The organism is Rhizobium sp. 862_C5_N1_2, from assembly GCF_051811205.1.
Classification (GTDB): domain Bacteria; phylum Pseudomonadota; class Alphaproteobacteria; order Rhizobiales; family Rhizobiaceae; genus Rhizobium; species Rhizobium leguminosarum.
In genome coordinates this window covers 3,897,609-3,915,493 of the sequence record NZ_JBPWPT010000001.1, presented here as the reverse complement: position 1 = coordinate 3,915,493, position 17,885 = coordinate 3,897,609, and the positions used below count along the sequence as shown (strand labels likewise).

Below are 17,885 nucleotides of genomic sequence, written 5' to 3'. Positions count from 1 at the left end.
ATGGCCAGAAAAGTCACAACGCAGCGCAAGCTCATCGTCACCGCGATCGCCTGGACGCTCGGCATCCTGATCTTCTTCCCGATCCTCTGGACGTTTCTGACCAGCTTCAAGTCGGAAGCCGACGCCATCGCCTCGCCGCCGCAATTCCTGTTCTTCCACTGGACGACGGAAAATTACGCCGAGGTGCAGAGCCGGTCGAACTATCTCAGCCACTTCATGAACTCGGTGATCATCTCCTTCGGCTCGACGCTGATCGGCCTGATCATCGCTATTCCCGCCGCCTGGGCGATGGCGTTTTCGCCGACCAAGCGGACCAAGGACGTGCTGATGTGGATGCTGTCGACCAAGATGATGCCACCTGTGGGCGCGCTGATCCCGATCTACCTGCTGTTTCGCAATTCGGGCCTGCTCGACACGCGCACCGGCCTCGTCATCGTGCTGACGCTGATCAACCTGCCGATCATCGTCTGGATGCTCTATACCTACTTCAAGGAAATCCCCGGCGAGATCCTCGAGGCGGCGCGCATGGATGGGGCGTCGCTGATGAAGGAGATCGTCTACGTGCTGACGCCGATGGCGGTGCCCGGCATTGCCTCGACGCTGCTTTTGAACATCATCCTTGCCTGGAACGAGGCGTTCTGGACGCTCAATCTCACCGCCTCGAAGGCGGCGCCGCTGACGGCCTTCATCGCCTCCTATTCCAGCCCCGAGGGCCTGTTTTACGCCAAGCTGTCGGCGGCATCGACGATGGCGATCGCGCCGATCCTGATCCTTGGCTGGTTCAGCCAGAAACAACTCGTCCGCGGCCTGACCTTCGGCGCTGTGAAATAACATAAAAGGGAGAGAAACATGGGCAGCATTACCCTTCAGAAGGTTTCCAAGGTCTTCGGCGAAGCCAAGGTCATCCCTTCGATCGATCTCGACATCAAGGACGGCGAGTTCGTCGTCTTCGTCGGTCCGTCGGGCTGCGGCAAGTCCACGCTGCTCCGGCTGATCGCCGGGCTCGAGGATGTCTCCGGCGGCAAGATCGTCATCGACGGCAGGGACGCCACCGAAAAGGCGCCGTCTGAGCGCGGCCTGGCCATGGTGTTCCAGTCCTATGCGCTTTATCCGCATATGAGCGTGCGCAACAACATTGCCTTCCCGCTGAAGATGGCCGGCGTCGACAAGGCGGAGATCGACCGCAAGGTGAGCGATGCCGCCCGGGTGCTGAACCTCACCGATTATCTCGAACGCAAGCCGCGTCAACTGTCCGGCGGCCAGCGCCAGCGCGTGGCGATCGGCCGCGCCATCGTGCGCCAGCCTTCGGCCTTCCTGTTCGACGAACCGCTGTCGAACCTCGATGCGGCGCTACGTGTCAACATGCGCCTCGAAATCAGCGAGTTGCACCAGCAGCTGAAGACGACGATGGTCTACGTCACCCACGACCAGGTCGAGGCGATGACCATGGCCGACAAGATCGTCGTCCTGAACAGGGGCAATATCGAGCAGGTCGGCTCGCCGCTCGAACTCTACAGCCGCCCCCGCAACCTCTTCGTCGCCGGCTTCATCGGATCGCCGAAGATGAACTTCATCACAGGCCAACACGCCGCCGCGCTCAACGCACATACCATCGGCGTCCGGCCCGAACATGTGCTGTTGTCGATGGAGAGCGGCGATTGGAAGGGCAGGGTCGTGGTCGCCGAACATCTCGGTTCCGACACCTTCCTGCATATTGATGCCGATGGCATCGGTATGGTGACGGCGCGCGGTAGCGGCGACTTCCCGGCCAAAGCGGGAGACACGGTCTTCCTGACGCCGGACCGTTCGCGTATTCACAAATTCAACGAGGGCGGCCTTGCCATCTGAGGCAGGCGGCCGGGCTGGGGGCAGGCATGCGAGCCGGACAATGGCGCCCGGCCGCTTCCGGAAGACCTTCAAGAGGACTGAAACATGACGTGCAAATTATCGCTGGCAACGCTTTCGGATGTGGCGCGCACTGCCGCCATCCCTGGATATGACAGGGCATCGCTGAAAGCCGGCATCGTGCACTTCGGCGTCGGCAATTTCCACCGTGCCCACCAGGCGATCTATCTCGACGATCTCTTCAACGCCGGCACGGATCACGACTGGGCGATCGTCGGCGCCGGTGTACTGCCGTCGGATGCCGCCATGCGCGAAAAGCTCGCGGCGCAGGATTTCCTGACGACAGTGGTCGAACAGGACAACAACAAGACGGCGGCGCGCGTCACGGCACCGATGATCGACATCCTGCCGGTCGGTGATGCCACTGCGATCATTGCCAAGCTTGCCGATCCCGAGATCCGCATCGTCTCGATGACGATCACCGAGGGCGGCTATTTCATCGACGCATCAGGCACATTCAATCCGACCCATCCGGCGATCGCCGCCGACGGACAAAATCCCAACGCGCCGAAGACAGTGTTCGGCCTGATCGTCGCCGGCCTGAAAGCGCGCAAGGACAAGGGCATCGGTCCCTTCACCGTCATGTCCTGCGACAACATTCCCCATAATGGCGTCGTCACCGCCAATGCCGTCGTCGGCACGGCGGCACTTTCGGACCCTGACTTTGCCGACTGGATCCGGGCGAATGTCGCCTTCCCGAACGGCATGGTCGACCGCATCACGCCGGCGACCAGCCAGCGCGAGGTCGATTTCCTCCGGGACAATTTCCAGATCGAGGACAGTTGGCCGGTCTATTGCGAGGAATTCAAGCAATGGGTGCTCGAGGATAAGTTCACGGCCGGCCGGCCGGCGCTGGAAAAGGTCGGCGTCACCTTCGTCCCCGATGTCACGCCCTACGAGCACATGAAGATCCGCATCCTCAACGGCGGGCATGCCGCGATCGCCTATCCGGCGGCGTTGATGGACATTCATTTCGTTCATGATTCCATGCAAGACCCGCTGATCCGCGCCTTCCTTGCCAAGCTCGAGAAAGACGAGATCATCCCGATCGTGCCGCCGGTGCCGAACACGTCGCTGACGGATTATTTCGCCCTGATCGAACATCGCCTGCTCAATCCGAAAATTGCCGATACCATTCCGCGGCTGGCGCAAGACGGCTCCAACCGCCAGCCGAAATTCATCCTGCCGTCGACGCTCGACAATCTGCGTCAGGGCAGGGACGTCGTCGGCCTGGCGCTGGTTTCAGCTCTCTGGTGCCGCTATTTCGCCGGCAAGTCCGACAGCGGCAAGGATATCGTCTTCAACGATGCGAGCGCAGAGCGCCTGCATGCGGCGGCGCTGAAAGCCAAGGACGACCCGTCGGCCTTCCTCGTCTTCGACGATATTTTCGGCGAAGTGGCGAAATCCGAACTTTTCCGCAAGCGTTTCGCTTATGCTCTCAAAACCCTGTGGGAAAAGGGCACGCGGGAGACGCTGCAGCTCTATCTCGACGGCAAGCTCGCAGTGTAAGGAATCCGGATGGCGGTATCTGCTGCCGCCATTCGTCCGGCCTTGCGAGTGACGCGGGACGGTAACGCGTCCGAATTGAACTCAGGTTGGGTCTTCCATGGCTGATGCTGAAACACGGCTGGTCATCTTCGATTGCGATGGCGTACTCGTTGACAGCGAGCCGATCTCGATCAGCGTGCTCGTCGGGGCGATGAACGATCTCGGCGTCTCGATCACCGAGGACCAGGCTTATGAGCGTTTTCTCGGCCGCAGCCTGTCTACTCTCATCGATACGCTGGAAACCGAATTCAACGTTCATGCCGGCGAGGAATTCCTCGAGCGTATCCGCACCGATCTCTACGCCCGTTTTCGCACGGAACTGAAGCCGATCGAGGGTATCGCCGCGACGATCGACGGGCTTGGCCTTCCCTGTTGCGTTGCCTCGTCGAGCCAGATGGAGCGAATCCGGCTGTCGCTGTCGGTGACCGGACTTCTCGACAAACTGCCCGACATCTTCAGCGCGACGATGGTCAAGCGCGGCAAACCGGCGCCTGATCTCTTCCTGCATGCGGCGCGTGAAATGCAGGTCGAGCCTGCTCATTGCCTTGTCGTTGAAGACAGCCCGGCCGGCGTTGCCGCCGCCAAGGCGGCAGGCATGACGGTCTTCGCCTTCACCGGCGGATCACACGCCAACTTCGCCGGATACCGTGCCGAACTCGACCGCCTTTCGCCGGAAGTGGTGTTTGACGCCATGCCGGATTTGATACACCTTGTCCGCAACCATAAGCTGGACGGGACCAAGACTTGATGCGTGATCATGTGGTTGCGGTAGATATCGGCACGGGCAGTGCGCGCGCCGGCGTCTTCGATGCACGTGGCCGACTGCTCGCCAAGGCGGAGCATCCGATCGTGATGAACCGGCCGCGCGAAAACCATGCCGAGCACGATTCCGAAGATATCTGGTCGGCCGCCTGCATGGCGGTGCGCAGGGCGATGGAGCAATCCGGCATCGCCGCCGCCTCGGTCGGAGCGATCGGCTTCGACGCCACCTGTTCGCTCGTCGTCCGTGACGTCGAGGGCCGGCAGCTCAGCGTTTCCACAGGCGGGGAGAGGCGTTTCGACACGATCGTCTGGCTCGACCATCGGGCGCTGAAGGAAGCCGATTTCTGCACGGCGACGCAGCATAGAGTGCTCGAACATTCCGGCCACGTGATGTCGCCGGAAATGGAGATGCCGAAGCTGATGTGGCTGAAGAAGAAGCTGCCCGCCACATGGGAAAAGGCCGGCTACTTCTTCGATCTCGCCGATTTCATGACATGGAAATCGACCGGATCGCCCGCCCGCTCGCGTTGCACGCTGACGGCGAAATGGAACTATCTCGCCCATCTCGAAAAGGGCTGGCAGCAGGATTTCCTGGAACGGATCGGCCTTGAGGACCTTCAGGCGCGCGGCCACCTGCCGGATGAGACCACGCCTGTCGGAGACAACGTCGGCCGGCTGACGCAGGAAGCGGCGGAAGCGCTGGGGCTGACGACGGACTGCCATGTCGCTGCCGGGATGATCGACGCCTATGCCGGCGCACTCGGCGCGCTCGGCGGCTACGCCGCCGATCCTGTCAAACGCGAGCACCAGCTGGCGCTGATTGCCGGCACGTCGAGCTGCATCGTTACCTTCTCGCGGGAACGTAAACCGAGCCATGGCATGTGGGGTCCCTATTACGAGGCTGTCTTCCCGCAGTCCTGGCTGGTGGAGGCCGGGCAATCGGCGACCGGCGCGTTGCTCGACCACATCGTGCGCATGCATGCGGCCGGTGGCGAGCCGACGGCAGCGCTGCATCAGAAGATCGTCGCGCGCATCGCGGAATTGCGGGCTGAGGAGGGCGATGACTTCGGTGCGCGGATCTTCGTGCTGCCGGATTTCCATGGCAACCGTTCGCCGCTCGCCGATCCGCATGCCGTCGGCGTCGTCAGCGGGCTGACACTTGATACGTCCTTCGACGGGCTCTGCGCGCTCTATTGGCGGTCTGCGGTGGGGATTGCGCTCGGCATCCGCCATATCCTGGAAATGATGAAGGAATACGGCTACATGCCCGATACGCTGCATATTGCCGGCGGGCATGTGAAGAACCCGGTGCTGATGGAGCTTTATAGCGATGCGACCGGCTGCAAGGTCGTGGTGCCGAGGATGAACGAGGCGGTGCTGCTCGGCACCGCGATCGCAGCATCCGTCGCCTGCGGCTTGTACAAGGATCTGGCGGCGGCCGGCGAGGCGATGTATCCGGGCGGCGACGAACGGCTTCCCGACAAGGCCAAGCGGGCGCTTTACGACCGCGACTACCGCCGTCTTCTCGCCATGCACCGGCACCGCGCCGAACTGGAAACGATGCAATAGACGCCGCCTATGCGCTGGCCTTTTAAATTAGTGGTTTGCCGTCTCGCCGAGGACTGTCGCGAATTCCATCATGCGGCGGCGGCGAAGCGCAGCCTCTTCTCCGACTTGGAGGATGACGGATTCCGACAGGCAATCGAGCAGCGCGATCAGCGGCGGAAGATTATCGAGATCGGGGGCGCGAGCGGGCGGCAAGGGCAGCATGACGTTCGACTGGTCCGCCATCCAGTCCGCTTGCTGCGGCGAAATGAGCACCACCTTATAACCGTAGCGCCGCGCCGTTCTGGCAAGCAGCCGTGCCTTGGCGAAGCGGCGGCAATCGATGATGACAAGCAGCGCGTCGTCGACCGCCAGCCGGGCGAAGAGTTCCGCAAAACGGTTGTCGGCGGCGTCGAGGGTGCGCACGCCGTCGCGGGCTTGCGTCAGCCGCTGACAGAAATGATTGGCCAGGCTTGAGAGCCGCGCATGCGTGGCGATCGACACTTCGCGGGCAGTGCTGATCAAGCCGACGGCCTCCGACCAGTGCGCCTGCGCCGTCAGATGATAGATATGATGGAGGGCCTGGATCTGTTCGGCGACCAGCACGGCGAGCGGTTTACCCTCCGCGGCGTCCGCATGCAGCTCGCTCATAGCGCTCTGCAATTGCGCCGGCGATGTCGTCACGGTCTCGCGAATCTCCACCTTGACGCTGTCCAGTCCCTGATAGCCGAGCGCGCGCAGGAAGCGCCCGACGGTCATCGGCGAAAGATCCAGCCTGTCGGCGACGGACGCAGCCGTCTCGAACGGCAGATCGTTCAGGTGCTCGGTGAAATATTTCGCGATACGGCGTTCGGCCGGCGTGCCGGTTTTTGCGTATTGCCTGAGTTTGTGCACAAAGTCTTCCACATCAGCCTCCCCCGTCTTCCCTCAGAGGCGTTCCGGGGGTGCGCTGTTGCGCGCCCTTGTCTTTGCAACTATTCTCGGAAGCTGCTTCTCAGGCCCATGCGTATTTTAGATGCCTTACAATATTATATTAGCATTCAGTTTTCGACAAGTTTTCTATTACAGAATGCAATTTTATTCTCTCTTGTCGATGGCCTCCACCTTTCCTACATCTTCGGCGCAACCGGAGACGCCTGAGACATGATTCTTGACGCCGCTCGACTTTCGCTCGCCAATTTATTCGCATCGGAAACACGTTCTGTCTTCTGGAAGGTGCTCGGCCTGACGATTCTCGTGCTCGTCGGCCTCTGGTTCGCTTTGCGCGGGGCCTTCATGGCCTTCCTCTTTCCCTGGCTCACGGGCTTCTTTCCCGATATGCCAGATTGGGCGGGGTGGCTCGCTTTCCTCTTCGCGATCCTTGCCGGTATCGGCCTTGCGCTGATGCTGGCGTTGCTGCTGTCGCCGGTGACGGCGCTGATCGCCGGCCTGTTTCTCGACGATGTCGCCGATGTCATCGAAAAGCGCGACTATCCCAAGGACGCGCCGGGCACCGCCATGCCGCTCGGTCCGGCGATGGCAAGCTCGATCAAGTTCCTCGGCGTGGTGATCCTCGGCAATATCGTGGCATTGTTGTTGCTGTTTATCCCCGGCGTCAATCTGGTCGCGTTCTTTCTGGTGAATGGCTATCTGCTCGGACGGGAGTTCTTCGAATTCGCCGCTATGCGCTCCCGTTCTCCTGATCAGGCACGGCTCTTCCGCGCCAAGCATGCCTCCACCGTCTTTCTCGGCGGGCTGGTGATCGCCCTCTTTCTGGCGATCCCGATCGTCAATCTGCTGACACCGCTTTTTGCCGCCGGCATGATGGTGCATCTGCACAAACTGGTTTCCGCACGCGATAGCGGTTTGCGGACCTAGAGCCTTTCCGGGTTAGATTGAAGCATTCTGTTGGCCAAACGGAGTCGGATGGTCGACCGGCCGGCGCGCGTCGTAGCCCAGTTCTACGGCCAAGCCGGCCGGTCGATCAGCCGGCCCGTTTCAGCCAACCCGAAGGGCCGGGCATCTTTCCGTCAGGTCAAAGGCGATCGGCTCGGACGTACCTTGGGGTATGCCCGTCGCCAATCGCCTTTGCCCTGACGAAAACCTGCTCCGGCAGAATGCTTCAATCTAACCCGGAAAGGCTCTAAGGCTCAACCAGGCAGGGCGGAGACGTCGTACATCGCCGCAAATTCAGCGCTCGGCGGGATCGGCTTGATGATGTCGATCAGCACACCGTTCGGATCGGCAGTGATGAAATGCCGCTGGCCGAAATCCTCGTCGCGGATTTCTCTCAGAATTGGCAGGCCGGCGCTCCGGCAGGCTGCATAGATTGCATCGACATCGGCGACCTCGAAATTGAGGAGCAGGCCAGACACCTTGCCGCGGGCTATAGTCGGGATGGTCTCGTGGCTGCTGTCAAGGATGGCAAGCGCGATGTGCTCATTCTCTGCCGATTGCAGGTGAACGTACCAGTCGCTCTCGAACAGAGCTTTGAAGCCGAAATGCGTGCAATAGAAGCTGGCGGTGCCGGTAACGTCGTCGGTCATGATGACAGGATAATAGCTCGTCGATTTCATCTCTTTTTCCTCCTTTGCATTTACATGCAATCTGTATGTTTTTGCCTATTAACATACATTCTGTTTGTATGTAAAGAGAGCGTATGAGCCGCAGCAATCGCGAGAGAACGGAACAGACGAGACAGGCGCTGATCGACGCCGGTCGGCGTCTCTTCGTCGAGAAAGGTTATGCCGAAACCGCGACGCCGGAGATCGTGGCGGCGGCAGGTGTCACGCGTGGCGCGCTCTATCATCATTTTGAAGACAAGAGGGCGCTTTTTCGCGCGGTTATCGAATGCGAGGCGAAAGCGGTGGGCGAGGCCATCGAGGCGCGCTCGGCGTCTTACGACGCGCCGCGTGCCACGCTGATCGCCGGTGCCTCGGCCTATTTCGATGCGATGAGGGCGGAAGGGCGCACGCGGCTGCTGCTGATCGAGGCACCTGCCGTTCTCGGCTTGTCGGCGACCGCGGCGATCGATGCAGAGAATGCGGAAGCGACGCTGCGGGCAGGGCTTGCAGCCATGCTTCCGGAGGCCGGCGCTATGCTCGAACCGCTGACGTCGCTGCTATCGGCGGCCTTCGATCGCGCGGCGATCGCGATAGAGGCGGGCGCTGAGAGGCGGCAGTACGAACAGGCGATCGCTGTTCTACTCGACGGCCTCGCCGATCATCTGTGGTGGTAGCTCGACGAGCGGCGCCGGCACATCCCAACTCTTCTCCGGCGATTTGCAGAGATCGGCAATGACGCAACGCTCGCATTCGGGCCGGCGCGCCTTGCAGGTGTAGCGACCATGCAGGATCAGCCAGTGATGGGCGTGATAGAGGTAATGCTTCGGGATCACCTTCATCAGCCGCGCCTCGACCTCGTCTGGCGTCTTTCCGGGGGCAAGCCTGATACGATTGGCGATGCGGAAGATGTGCGTATCGACGGCCATCGTCGCCTGGCCGAAGGCCATGGACAGCACGACATTGGCGGTCTTGCGGCCGACGCCCGGCAATCTCACCAGTTCGTCGCGCGTCTCCGGCACCTTGCCGCCGAATTGGTCGACCAGCATCTGCGAGAGCGCGATAACGTTTTTCGCCTTGTTGCGGTAGAGGCCGATCGTCCTGATGTAATCGCGCAGCCGCTCCTCGCCGAGATCGAGCATTTTTTCCGGCGTATCGGCAACCTTGAAGAGCGCGCGCGTCGCCTTGTTGACGCCGACATCGGTCGCTTGCGCCGAAAGTGCCACGGCGACGACGAGCGTGAAGGGGTTGGTGTGCTCGAGCTCGCCCCTCGGTTCCGGCCGCTGCACCGAGAAACGACGGAAGATTTCCTCTCGCTCGGCCAGTGAATAGGCGGTGCGCACCGCTGCCGCCGATTTGCGGCTGACGATCACTTTCGTATCCTGAGGCGTCTTGGTAACGGATTTGAGTTTCGGATTTGCCATGGAAACTCTATACTCAGCAGCCATGATGGAAAGCAACGCCGACAGCTCCAACGAGCAGCCTGTTTTCGCTGCCGAACTCTTTCCCCACCGGTCACTTGGCCGCCGGGGCTTCAAGGTGCTGCTTGCCCTGTCCGGTGCCGTCTGCTTCCTCTACGGCATGTTCTTCATCGCGACAGGCGCCTGGCCGATCGGCTTCTTCTTCGGACTGGATTTCGTGCTTCTCTACGGCGCCTTCTGGCTGAATTACCGCTCCGGAAAAGCGCGCGAACAGGTGACGGTGTCGCGTATGGACGTGTCGGTGCGCAAGTTTACGCCATCGGGACGGATGGTAGAGCATCATTTCAATCCGTTCTGGGCACGCTTCCTCGTTCGCCGGCACCAGGAGATCGGCATTCTTTCCATGCATATCTTCGGTGAGGGTCGGCGCACGAATATCGGCTCCTTCCTCAATCCCGACGATCGCGAAAGCTTCGCCAAGGCCTTCAAGGGAGCACTGGCGACGGTCAAGCAGCGGATCTGAGCTAGAGCGGTTCAGCTTTTTCACGGAAGCGCAGAACCGCTCTAGCTTTTGCTTTTACGCAATTCCGGACGGAAAACCGCTTCGCACTTTTCCTGGAATTGCTCTATCCAGCGGCTACGCAAGAATCGGGTGGTTTGCTCACCCCCTATTGACTATCTCCTTGTGACAAGGAGAAAGACGATGAATATGATTGCCAACCTGCAGACAGACATCACGCCTGACGGCCCTGATTATGACATTGTCCGTCGGGTAATCGAACTCATCACCGAGGATTACCGCGACCAGCCTTCGCTGGAGGCGATCGCGGCACGGCTCAACCAGTCGCCGACCCAGCTGCAGAAGACCTTCACCCGGTGGGCCGGCCTGTCGCCCAAGGGCTTCCTGCAGGCGGTGACGCTCGACCACGCCAAGCGATTGCTGCGTGGGGAAGACATGCCGTTGCTCGAGACCTCGATTGAGGTCGGTCTCTCCGGGCCGAGCCGCCTGCACGACCTCTTCGTCACGCATGAGGCGATGTCGCCCGGAGAATGGAAGGCGAAGGGCGGTGGTCTCACCATCCGCTACGGCTTCCACATCTGCCCCTTCGGCGTGGCGTTGATCATGGTGACCGACCGCGGCCTTGCCGGCCTTGCCTTCAGCGATTCCGGCGACGAGCGGGCCTGCCTCGAGGATATGACTTGCCGCTGGCCGAATGCCGAATATGTCGAAGACCTGCAGGCGACGGTTCCCTATGCCGCTCGCATCTTCGAGCCCGGCAAATGGTCCTCGGACCAGCCGCTGCGTGTCGTGTTGATCGGCACGGACTTCCAGGTGCGCGTCTGGCAGAGCCTGTTGAAAATCCCGTTCGGCAAGGCGGTCACCTATTCCGATATCGCCAACGATATCGGCCGGCCGACGGCGCAACGCGCCGTTGGTGCGGCGGTCGGGGCAAACCCGATCTCCTTCGTGGTGCCCTGCCATCGGGCGCTCGGCAAGAATGGCGCGCTGACGGGCTACCATTGGGGCCTCACCCGCAAACGGGCGATGCTCGGCTGGGAATCGGCGCACGCCTGAGCGGGTTTCCTGGGCGGAGGCGGGTCGTTCGCCGCTTATCGCTCCGGCAGTTCTCCCTGCTGGGGAGAAGTGGCAGACGGTGATGTCTCGGCCAGTTCCAGCAATGCCCGGGCAGCACTTTCGTCGGTGATCAGCGTGTTGCAGCCGATGCGCTTGATCGTCGCACGGATTGCCACGGCCCGATGGGCTCCGCCGGAGGAGAGCACGATGTGCTTGGCCTCCTTCAGCGTGTCGAGATCGACGGACATGACGCGCCGATTGATCGAATGGTCAACCGAATTGCCGTCCCTGTCGAGGAAGTTGAACATCGTGTCGCAGACGCAGCCGGCATCGATCAATTGCTGCAACTCGGCCTTTGATATCCAGCCCTCCGACAGCGAGGTCGAATGCGGGCCGATATCGCCGCAGCTGACGATCGCCAGATCGAGGTTCTCGGCGAGGCGATAGATCGTGTCCAGCCCGCATTTCTCGATCAGATTGCGCTTGGTCTCGATGGAATCGACGAGAAGCGGCGCCAGGAACATGTAGCATTCGGCGCCGAGCTGGTTTGCCAGCCGCCATGTGTAATCGATCGGGTTCGTCTGGTGCACGGCGACGATGCCGCCGAGCAGCGAGACGACCTTGCAATTGGCGCGGCGCGGCGGCCGGAAGCTCGACAGCGAGGCGGTCATGGTGCGGCCCCAGCCGACGCCGATGGTATAGTCGTCGGGGATGGCTTCGGAGAGGAACTGGCCAAGCGCCAGGCCGACATTTTTAGCCAGCGAATTGACGTCACCATTGACCGGCGCAGGGACGACGATCGCCTCGTCGAGGCCATAGGCACGCTCCAGCTTCACCGAAAGTTCAACGCAGTCCCCGATCGAATCGTTGATCCAGATCTGGACTTCGCTGCGCTTCATCGCCTCGTCGAGCAGGCGGATCACCGTCGTGCGGCTGATGCCGAGCTGTTCGGCGACGTCCTTCTGGGTCAGGCCCTCGTTGTAATAGAGCCATGCCGCCCTTAGCCGCAGCGAGGATGCCTCCGAATAGGCCGTGTGCGTGCCGCGTTTGAGCTTGACCACATCTCCTCCGCACGATTTCCTGCCCTAGATCCCTCATGGGATGAAAGGCCTTAGCGACGCTTTTGTTGCCGGGGATAATGACGGGTGTGACACTTATGTCAATTGAAATGCACAAATGTCCTTGACTTTTCGTTAGGCGAATGGCGATAGTCCGGGTGACACACGTCGTTCTTGTCCGTCCGAGGAGGACATAGTGCGGGCATGCCGAAAGTCACGACCGGCCTTCCAGCCGCAAGCGGCATCGCTTGCGTTCGGGAACACGGCTACCGTCCTTCACGTTTGTGAATCATCCGTGACGGATGCGCGCATTTTCGCCTGCAGCATGCAAACAACCTGTCGGTAGATCACCTTTGCCCGGCGGAACTCGCGCCGGTCGCAGCCCAAGTTCAACAAGGATTATTGACCATGACATCCAAGCTTGACCAACTCCGCGAGATTACCACCGTGGTCGCCGATACCGGCGACATCGAAGCCGTCGCACGCCTGAAGCCTGTGGATTGCACGACGAACCCGAGCATCGTGCTCAAGGCTCTCGGCACGCCGATGTTTGCTGACGCCATCAAGGAAGCCGTCGCCTGGGGCAAGAAACAGGGCGGCAATCCCGAAGCCGTTTCATCAGCCATCGCCGATCGTCTCGCCATCTCCGTCGGCGCAGCCCTGGTGAAGCTCGTCCCAGGCCGCGTCTCGACCGAAGTCGACGCCGATCTTTCCTTCGATACCGAGGCTTCGCTTGCCAAGGCGCGCGCAATCATCGCCGCCTACAAGGATCGCGGCATCGGCCAGGACCGCATCCTCATCAAGCTCGCTTCCACCTGGGAAGGCATCCGCGCCGCGGAAGTCCTGCAGAAGGAGGGCATCGACTGCAACCTGACGCTTCTTTTCAGCAAGGCCCAGGCGATCGCTTGCGCCGACGCCAAAGTGTTCCTGATCTCGCCCTTCGTCGGCCGCATCCTCGACTGGTACAAGAAGTCGACCGGCAAGGACTACACTGCCGAGGAAGATCCGGGCGTCATCTCCGTCCGTGAAATCTACAACTACTACAAGGCGAACGACATCAAGACGATCGTCATGGGCGCCTCCTTCCGCAGCGCCGGCGAAATCGAAGCCCTTGCCGGCTGCGACCGCCTGACCATCAGCCCGAACCTGCTCGACGAGCTGGCCAAGGATGAAGGCAAGCTGGAGCGCAAGCTCTCGCCGGACAGCCGCAAGCCGGATCCGAAGGTCTCGGTCGACGAGAAGACCTTCCGCTGGATGATGAACGAAGATGCGATGGCGACGGAAAAACTCGCCGAAGGCATCCGCGCCTTCGCCAAGGATCTGGGAACGCTGCGCACCATGGTGCAGAAGGAACTGCAGCTCGCCGCCGCCTGATAAGGCACGGCATGCATTCGGAGGCGCGGCTGCCGGCTGGCAGGCGCGCCTTTTTCGTGGTGTTATCAAGCGCATATGCTGCCGGAGACCGATATGGCGGATGAGGAACGAGCAAATTCGCTGGCGGCATTTGCCTACAAGCATGCGAGCTTCATCATCGCCGCCCTTGCCGGACTGGTGGTCTTCCTGCTTCTGACGTCGCGCGACGTCAGCGCAGGCAACATCTTGTTCGGCTGGAATGTCAGCGCCGGCGTTTTTGTCGCTCTCAGCTGGCGCAAGATGCTACGGGCGACGGTCGAAAGCATCCGGAAACGTTCCGCGGATCTCGACTTCTCCGACACCGTCCTGCTGGCTCTTTCGATCGGTGCGGCACTTGCCAGCATTGCCGGGATCGGCCTGGAGCTTCATTCGATCAAGGAGGCGGCACCTGATGTTGCGCTGGCACGGGCAGGTGCCGCGGTTCTGACGATCCTGATCTCCTGGATCTTCCTGCATACGCTCTTCACCATCCACTATGCCCATTATTTTTACGGCGGGGCGGACGAGGAGGGCGGGCTTAAGTTTCCTGACGGGATCGAAGAGCCTGGCTACTGGGATTTCCTCTATTTCTCCTTCACCATCGGCGTTGCCGCACAAACGGCGGATGTCGCGGTCAGTTCGACCAGCATGCGCAAGCTGACGCTGTTGCATGCCGTGCTGTCGTTCCTGTTCAATACGACGATCCTGGCGCTGGCGATCAATGTCGGGGCGAGCCTGCTTTAGATCATCAAAAAGCAGAACATGATGTCATCCGAAAACCGCTCACACTTTTAGGCATCATGCTCTCGCCGCCGCCCTGAAGAAGGACTCGAACTCGGCCAGGTCGCCCGCGGCGACATCCGAAATCGCCCAGAACACGAGCCCGCCATCCGACCATTGCGTCATGTTGTAGCCGTCATGCACCGCCGTCGTCTGCGCGGCCGATGCCGCCGGCCAGATGAACAGGTTGATGACATGGCCATGGCGCCGGTAGACGAGGGCCGCAACGGCGCGATCACCGATATAGTCGACACGTCCGCCGACCAGCGGAAAGCCATCCTTGGCGAGATCGCTGACCGGCGGCGAAAAATCGATCTTGCCGTTAAACCAAGGTTTTACTGTATGCTGATCCGAGGTCAGCACGTCGGTCAGATGATCGGCCATCATCGACCTGACATGGCTTGCCATGATCTGGTCCTGCAAAAGCACAGTCTGCGACGGCGCGTTGACAAATAGGATGGCGCCTGCCGCCAGCACCGCGAGCGAAGGCACGAAGCTCCATTGCCGAATGAAATCCAAGGCGCGGCGCCAGACAGGCGTCTGGCGCGGCGGGAGCAGGCTGGACGCCGCCGCTGCCTGTTCGAATGACAACATCGACAGGACCTGCGAACGCAGTGCCTCCGGCGGTCGCCACTTGACGCCATCCTGATCGATGATCTCTCTCACGGCACGGACCCTTTCCATCTCCGCCCTGCAATGCGCGCAGGTGGCAAGATGATCCTCGAATTGCGCTGCATGGGCGGAATCCAGCTCGCCATCGACAAAGCCGTGCAGCATGACGCGCCATTCCGGGCAGCTTTTCCGTTGGACTTCACTCATCCTGCGGTCTCGCTCTTGTTGCATGCATCCCAGGCTTCGCCAAAGTCACGCCGCGCCCTGGCAAGCCGAGACATGACAGTGCCAATCGGCGCATCGATGATCTCGGCGATCTGCCGGTAGGAGAGATCCTCAAGCTCGCGCAAGACAAGAATTTCCCGCATCGCCTCCGGCAGCCGGCTGATAACAGCGCGCACGCGCTGCTGTTCGCTTCGCCGGATGGTTTCTGTCTCGGGCGAATCCTCCTCCGAGGCGATCTGGTACTCACCACCCTCATCAGGGTCAGCATAGCCATCATTGCCCATAGGCTGCTCGAACCGCGCCTTGCGGCGATCCTGCTGGCGCCAGACATGGCAGCAGTTCCTCACGATGGCAAAGAGCCACGCGCGCGGATCGCCGCCACGATAGGTTTCGAAATTGCGGTAGGCGCGCAAGAACGCTTCCTGCACAATATCCTGTGCGGCATCTGCGTCGCGGCTGAGGAAGCGGGCAAAATTATAGGCCGCGTCAAGATGCGGAACGATCATATCTTGAAAGCGCTGCATGAACTCGTGCTGCATGGTCGCATCCGCCGTCGAAACGATCGGATCGCTGCTCGATTTTTCCGAGACCATGAGGTGCAATAGTCGGCCCACGCCGCCGAGAAACTCCGCTAGCGGTGATGGCCGAATGCGGGTTCTTGACGCGTGCCGGGCCAACAGCAGCGTCCAATCGGTCGATCCGACGGGATAGGTGATCTGAGCGTCTGTCATCCTCCTCCCTGCCTCAACAGCAGCCGAATTTAGGCGTGAGACCGGCAGGCATGCAATGCGGTCCCTTGCCGTCTAGACCGGTCGGCACGCGGTTTTATTCCACGCCGGCGCCGATTTTTCTGCACGCAGCGGGATACCGGTCGCGCGCGATAGAAATTACGCTTGTTTTTCAATCGCTTGAAGAAATAACGCTGGAGATCGGGAATAAGCGTTCCTTGCCGGCGATCTAGTTCGTCAGCGAGGACATCTGAGCAATGGCCGTCTTCGTCACCAGAAATGCCATCAACAAGAGGAGGCATATTCATGTTTACCATGTCACGTCGCGCCGTCCTGGGGTCGGCTGCTGCGGCCGCTGCATTCGGGCTGTCGTCGAAGCTTGAATTCGTCATGCCGGCATTTGCTGCAACACCGCTGGAGCCGACGGTCGGCTTCTATAAATACAAGGTCGGCGATATCGAGATCACGGCAATCTACGACGGCATCTGGAGAAAGCCGCATGACCCGGCCTTCATCAAGAATGCCTCGATCGAGGATACCAAGGAGGCGCTATCGAAAGCCGGGCTTACCACCGAGTTCATGCCGATCCCGCTGACTGTCGTGGTCCTGAAGCTCGGTAACCGCCTGATCATGATGGATGCCGGCTCGGGCGTCGGCCAGTGGCAGGAAAATGCCACCCATCTGCCGGCGAACATGGCCGCGGCGGGGATTGACTACAAGAAGATCGATACGATCATGATCTCGCATTTCCATCCCGACCATGTCTGGGGACTGATGGAAAAGGGCACCAACAATCCCGTCTTCCCGAATGCAGAGTTCATCGTCAATGCCGACGAATACAATTGGTGGACCGCGCCCGGCCGCGTCGAAAAGCTCGCCGAAGGCCGCAAGCCGGCAGGCAAGCGCATCGCCGAGGTCTTTCCGAAATGGAAGAACTGGAAGCTCGTCGCCGATGGCGCCGAAGTCGCACCCGGCGTGCAGCTTGTCGCCGCACCCGGTCACACGCCCGGCCATTCGACCTATCTTGTCGCCTCCGGCAGCAAGCAACTGCTCGTCTCGGCCGATATCATGTATGTGCCGGCGCTGCTCGCACCCCATCCTGAATGGCAGGGCAGCTACGACCAGGATGGGCCAACGGCCATCGACACGCGCCGCCGTCTTGTCGACCGCATCATTGCCGACGATATCGCGATTTGCGGCTCACATTTCCCGTTCCCTGGCTCCGGCACCTTTGTCAAGGACGGAAGCGCCTATGGCTTCACGCCGACAATCCAGCCCTGAAGGGCCGAAAGGAGATCACCATGACGAAATATGCAATTCTCGGATACATCTGGCTTTGCGCTATATCCGCAGGCCTTTCCGCGGTGACGGCGCTTCCCGCCTTTGCCGTCGACAACATGCAATCGACAGACGCTCCCGACCTGACCTCGGTGCGGGCCAAGATCGATGCCAGGGACTATGCTGGTGCGTTGGCAGAGCTTCGCGGCCTTGCCGAAGACAACCAGCAGGCGGATGTCTATAATCTGATGGGATATACGCTGCGCAAGACGGGCGACTACAGAACGTCGCTGACCTACTACACCAAGGCGCTAGAGCTGCAGCCAGATCACAGGGCAGCGCGTGAATATCTCGGCGAACTCTATGTCGAGACGGGCGAGATGGCGAAGGCGGAGGAGCAGGTGTCATCGCTGAAGCAACTTTGTCCGAGCAGCTGCGAGGAACTCGAAGACCTGCAAGAGGTCATCGCGGCCAAGGGCGGCAATTGACCCGCATATGAACGCAAGAACAGGCGG

The 17,885-nt window shown here is 60.9% G+C and carries 19 protein-coding genes; 13 read left to right on the top strand and 6 right to left on the bottom strand.

The window, feature by feature from the left end:
- The 5 genes from ACD590_RS19455 to ACD590_RS19435 all read left to right on the top strand — a co-directional run bounded on the left by ACD590_RS19455 (position 1) and on the right by ACD590_RS19435 (position 5,784).
- Positions 1-831: a carbohydrate ABC transporter permease gene (locus tag ACD590_RS19455; protein ID WP_018072683.1), complete on the top strand. Its 831-nt coding sequence runs from the start codon at positions 1-3 to the stop codon at positions 829-831.
- Between the two features lie 18 nt (positions 832-849).
- Positions 850-1,848, top strand: a complete 999-nt coding sequence (locus ACD590_RS19450; protein ID WP_018445985.1) for an ABC transporter ATP-binding protein — start codon at positions 850-852, stop codon at positions 1,846-1,848.
- Between the two features lie 84 nt (positions 1,849-1,932).
- Entirely contained in the window at positions 1,933-3,414 is a 1,482-nt protein-coding gene (locus tag ACD590_RS19445; protein ID WP_047622371.1) for a mannitol dehydrogenase family protein, read from the top strand.
- A gap of 97 nt (positions 3,415-3,511) precedes the next feature.
- Entirely contained in the window at positions 3,512-4,201 is a 690-nt protein-coding gene (locus ACD590_RS19440) for an HAD family hydrolase (protein WP_018243658.1), read from the top strand.
- Positions 4,201-5,784 carry an FGGY-family carbohydrate kinase gene (locus ACD590_RS19435; RefSeq protein ID WP_026188533.1) on the top strand — a complete coding sequence of 528 codons (1,584 nt, stop codon included), beginning with the start codon at positions 4,201-4,203 and terminating at the stop codon, positions 5,782-5,784. The genes ACD590_RS19440 and ACD590_RS19435 overlap by 1 nt, the downstream gene beginning before the upstream one ends.
- 27 nt (positions 5,785-5,811) lie before the next feature.
- On the opposite strand, the gene ACD590_RS19430 is transcribed toward ACD590_RS19435, so the two are convergent.
- Positions 5,812-6,666, bottom strand: a complete 855-nt coding sequence (locus ACD590_RS19430) for a MurR/RpiR family transcriptional regulator (protein ID WP_018243656.1) — start codon at positions 6,664-6,666, stop codon at positions 5,812-5,814.
- 237 nt (positions 6,667-6,903) lie between these two features.
- Between ACD590_RS19430 and ACD590_RS19425 the strand changes: the two genes are divergently transcribed.
- Positions 6,904-7,617 carry a sulfate transporter family protein gene (locus tag ACD590_RS19425; RefSeq protein ID WP_334545095.1) on the top strand — a complete coding sequence of 238 codons (714 nt, stop codon included), beginning with the start codon at positions 6,904-6,906 and terminating at the stop codon, positions 7,615-7,617.
- A gap of 272 nt (positions 7,618-7,889) precedes the next feature.
- Here ACD590_RS19425 and ACD590_RS19420 read toward each other — a convergent pair whose 3' ends face one another.
- Positions 7,890-8,315 carry a VOC family protein gene (locus tag ACD590_RS19420; RefSeq protein ID WP_334545094.1) on the bottom strand — a complete coding sequence of 142 codons (426 nt, stop codon included), beginning with the start codon at positions 8,313-8,315 and terminating at the stop codon, positions 7,890-7,892.
- 83 nt (positions 8,316-8,398) lie between these two features.
- Here ACD590_RS19420 and ACD590_RS19415 point away from each other — a divergent pair, with 83 nt between their 5' ends.
- Positions 8,399-8,977, top strand: coding sequence for a TetR/AcrR family transcriptional regulator (locus ACD590_RS19415; RefSeq protein WP_018445990.1), 579 nt, complete (start codon positions 8,399-8,401; stop codon positions 8,975-8,977).
- Here the strand turns inward: ACD590_RS19415 and nth are convergent.
- Positions 8,942-9,748 (bottom strand): endonuclease III, encoded by an 807-nt coding sequence (gene nth, locus ACD590_RS19410; RefSeq protein ID WP_018243652.1) that lies wholly within the window; start codon positions 9,746-9,748, stop codon positions 8,942-8,944. The two genes, ACD590_RS19415 and nth, sit on opposite strands and share 36 nt — an antisense overlap.
- Between nth and ACD590_RS19405 the strand changes: the two genes are divergently transcribed.
- Both ACD590_RS19405 and ACD590_RS19400 read left to right on the top strand, forming a co-directional pair.
- Positions 9,747-10,244, top strand: a complete 498-nt coding sequence (locus ACD590_RS19405; protein WP_439003560.1) for a DUF2244 domain-containing protein — start codon at positions 9,747-9,749, stop codon at positions 10,242-10,244. The genes nth and ACD590_RS19405 overlap by 2 nt on opposite strands.
- A gap of 180 nt (positions 10,245-10,424) precedes the next feature.
- On the top strand, positions 10,425-11,297 hold the full coding sequence (locus tag ACD590_RS19400) for a methylated-DNA--[protein]-cysteine S-methyltransferase (RefSeq protein WP_028733924.1): 873 nt from the start codon (positions 10,425-10,427) through the stop codon (positions 11,295-11,297).
- A gap of 35 nt (positions 11,298-11,332) precedes the next feature.
- On the opposite strand, the gene ACD590_RS19395 is transcribed toward ACD590_RS19400, so the two are convergent.
- Complete coding sequence (locus ACD590_RS19395) at positions 11,333-12,358, bottom strand: sugar-binding transcriptional regulator (RefSeq protein ID WP_018243649.1); 1,026 nt, start codon at positions 12,356-12,358, stop codon at positions 11,333-11,335.
- 405 nt (positions 12,359-12,763) lie between these two features.
- Between ACD590_RS19395 and tal the strand changes: the two genes are divergently transcribed.
- Positions 12,764-13,729 carry a transaldolase gene (tal, locus tag ACD590_RS19390; protein WP_439003193.1) on the top strand — a complete coding sequence of 322 codons (966 nt, stop codon included), beginning with the start codon at positions 12,764-12,766 and terminating at the stop codon, positions 13,727-13,729.
- Positions 13,730-13,822: 93 nt separating this feature from the next.
- Positions 13,823-14,491, top strand: coding sequence for a DUF1345 domain-containing protein (locus ACD590_RS19385; RefSeq protein WP_018243647.1), 669 nt, complete (start codon positions 13,823-13,825; stop codon positions 14,489-14,491).
- Positions 14,492-14,545: 54 nt separating this feature from the next.
- Here the strand turns inward: ACD590_RS19385 and ACD590_RS19380 are convergent, their stop codons facing one another.
- Positions 14,546-15,346, bottom strand: a complete 801-nt coding sequence (locus tag ACD590_RS19380) for an anti-sigma factor family protein (protein ID WP_439003192.1) — start codon at positions 15,344-15,346, stop codon at positions 14,546-14,548.
- The gene (locus tag ACD590_RS19375; protein ID WP_439003191.1) at positions 15,343-16,095 is read right to left on the bottom strand and encodes a sigma-70 family RNA polymerase sigma factor; all 753 of its coding nucleotides are present in this window, start codon (positions 16,093-16,095) and stop codon (positions 15,343-15,345) included. The genes ACD590_RS19380 and ACD590_RS19375 overlap by 4 nt, the downstream gene beginning before the upstream one ends.
- 303 nt (positions 16,096-16,398) lie before the next feature.
- On the opposite strand from ACD590_RS19375, the gene ACD590_RS19370 reads away from it, so the two are divergent.
- Both ACD590_RS19370 and ACD590_RS19365 read left to right on the top strand, forming a co-directional pair.
- Positions 16,399-17,373, top strand: coding sequence for an MBL fold metallo-hydrolase (locus ACD590_RS19370; protein ID WP_439003190.1), 975 nt, complete (start codon positions 16,399-16,401; stop codon positions 17,371-17,373).
- Positions 17,374-17,393: 20 nt separating this feature from the next.
- Positions 17,394-17,858 carry a tetratricopeptide repeat protein gene (locus tag ACD590_RS19365; RefSeq protein WP_439003189.1) on the top strand — a complete coding sequence of 155 codons (465 nt, stop codon included), beginning with the start codon at positions 17,394-17,396 and terminating at the stop codon, positions 17,856-17,858.
- The last annotated feature ends 27 nt before the right edge of the window (positions 17,859-17,885 follow it).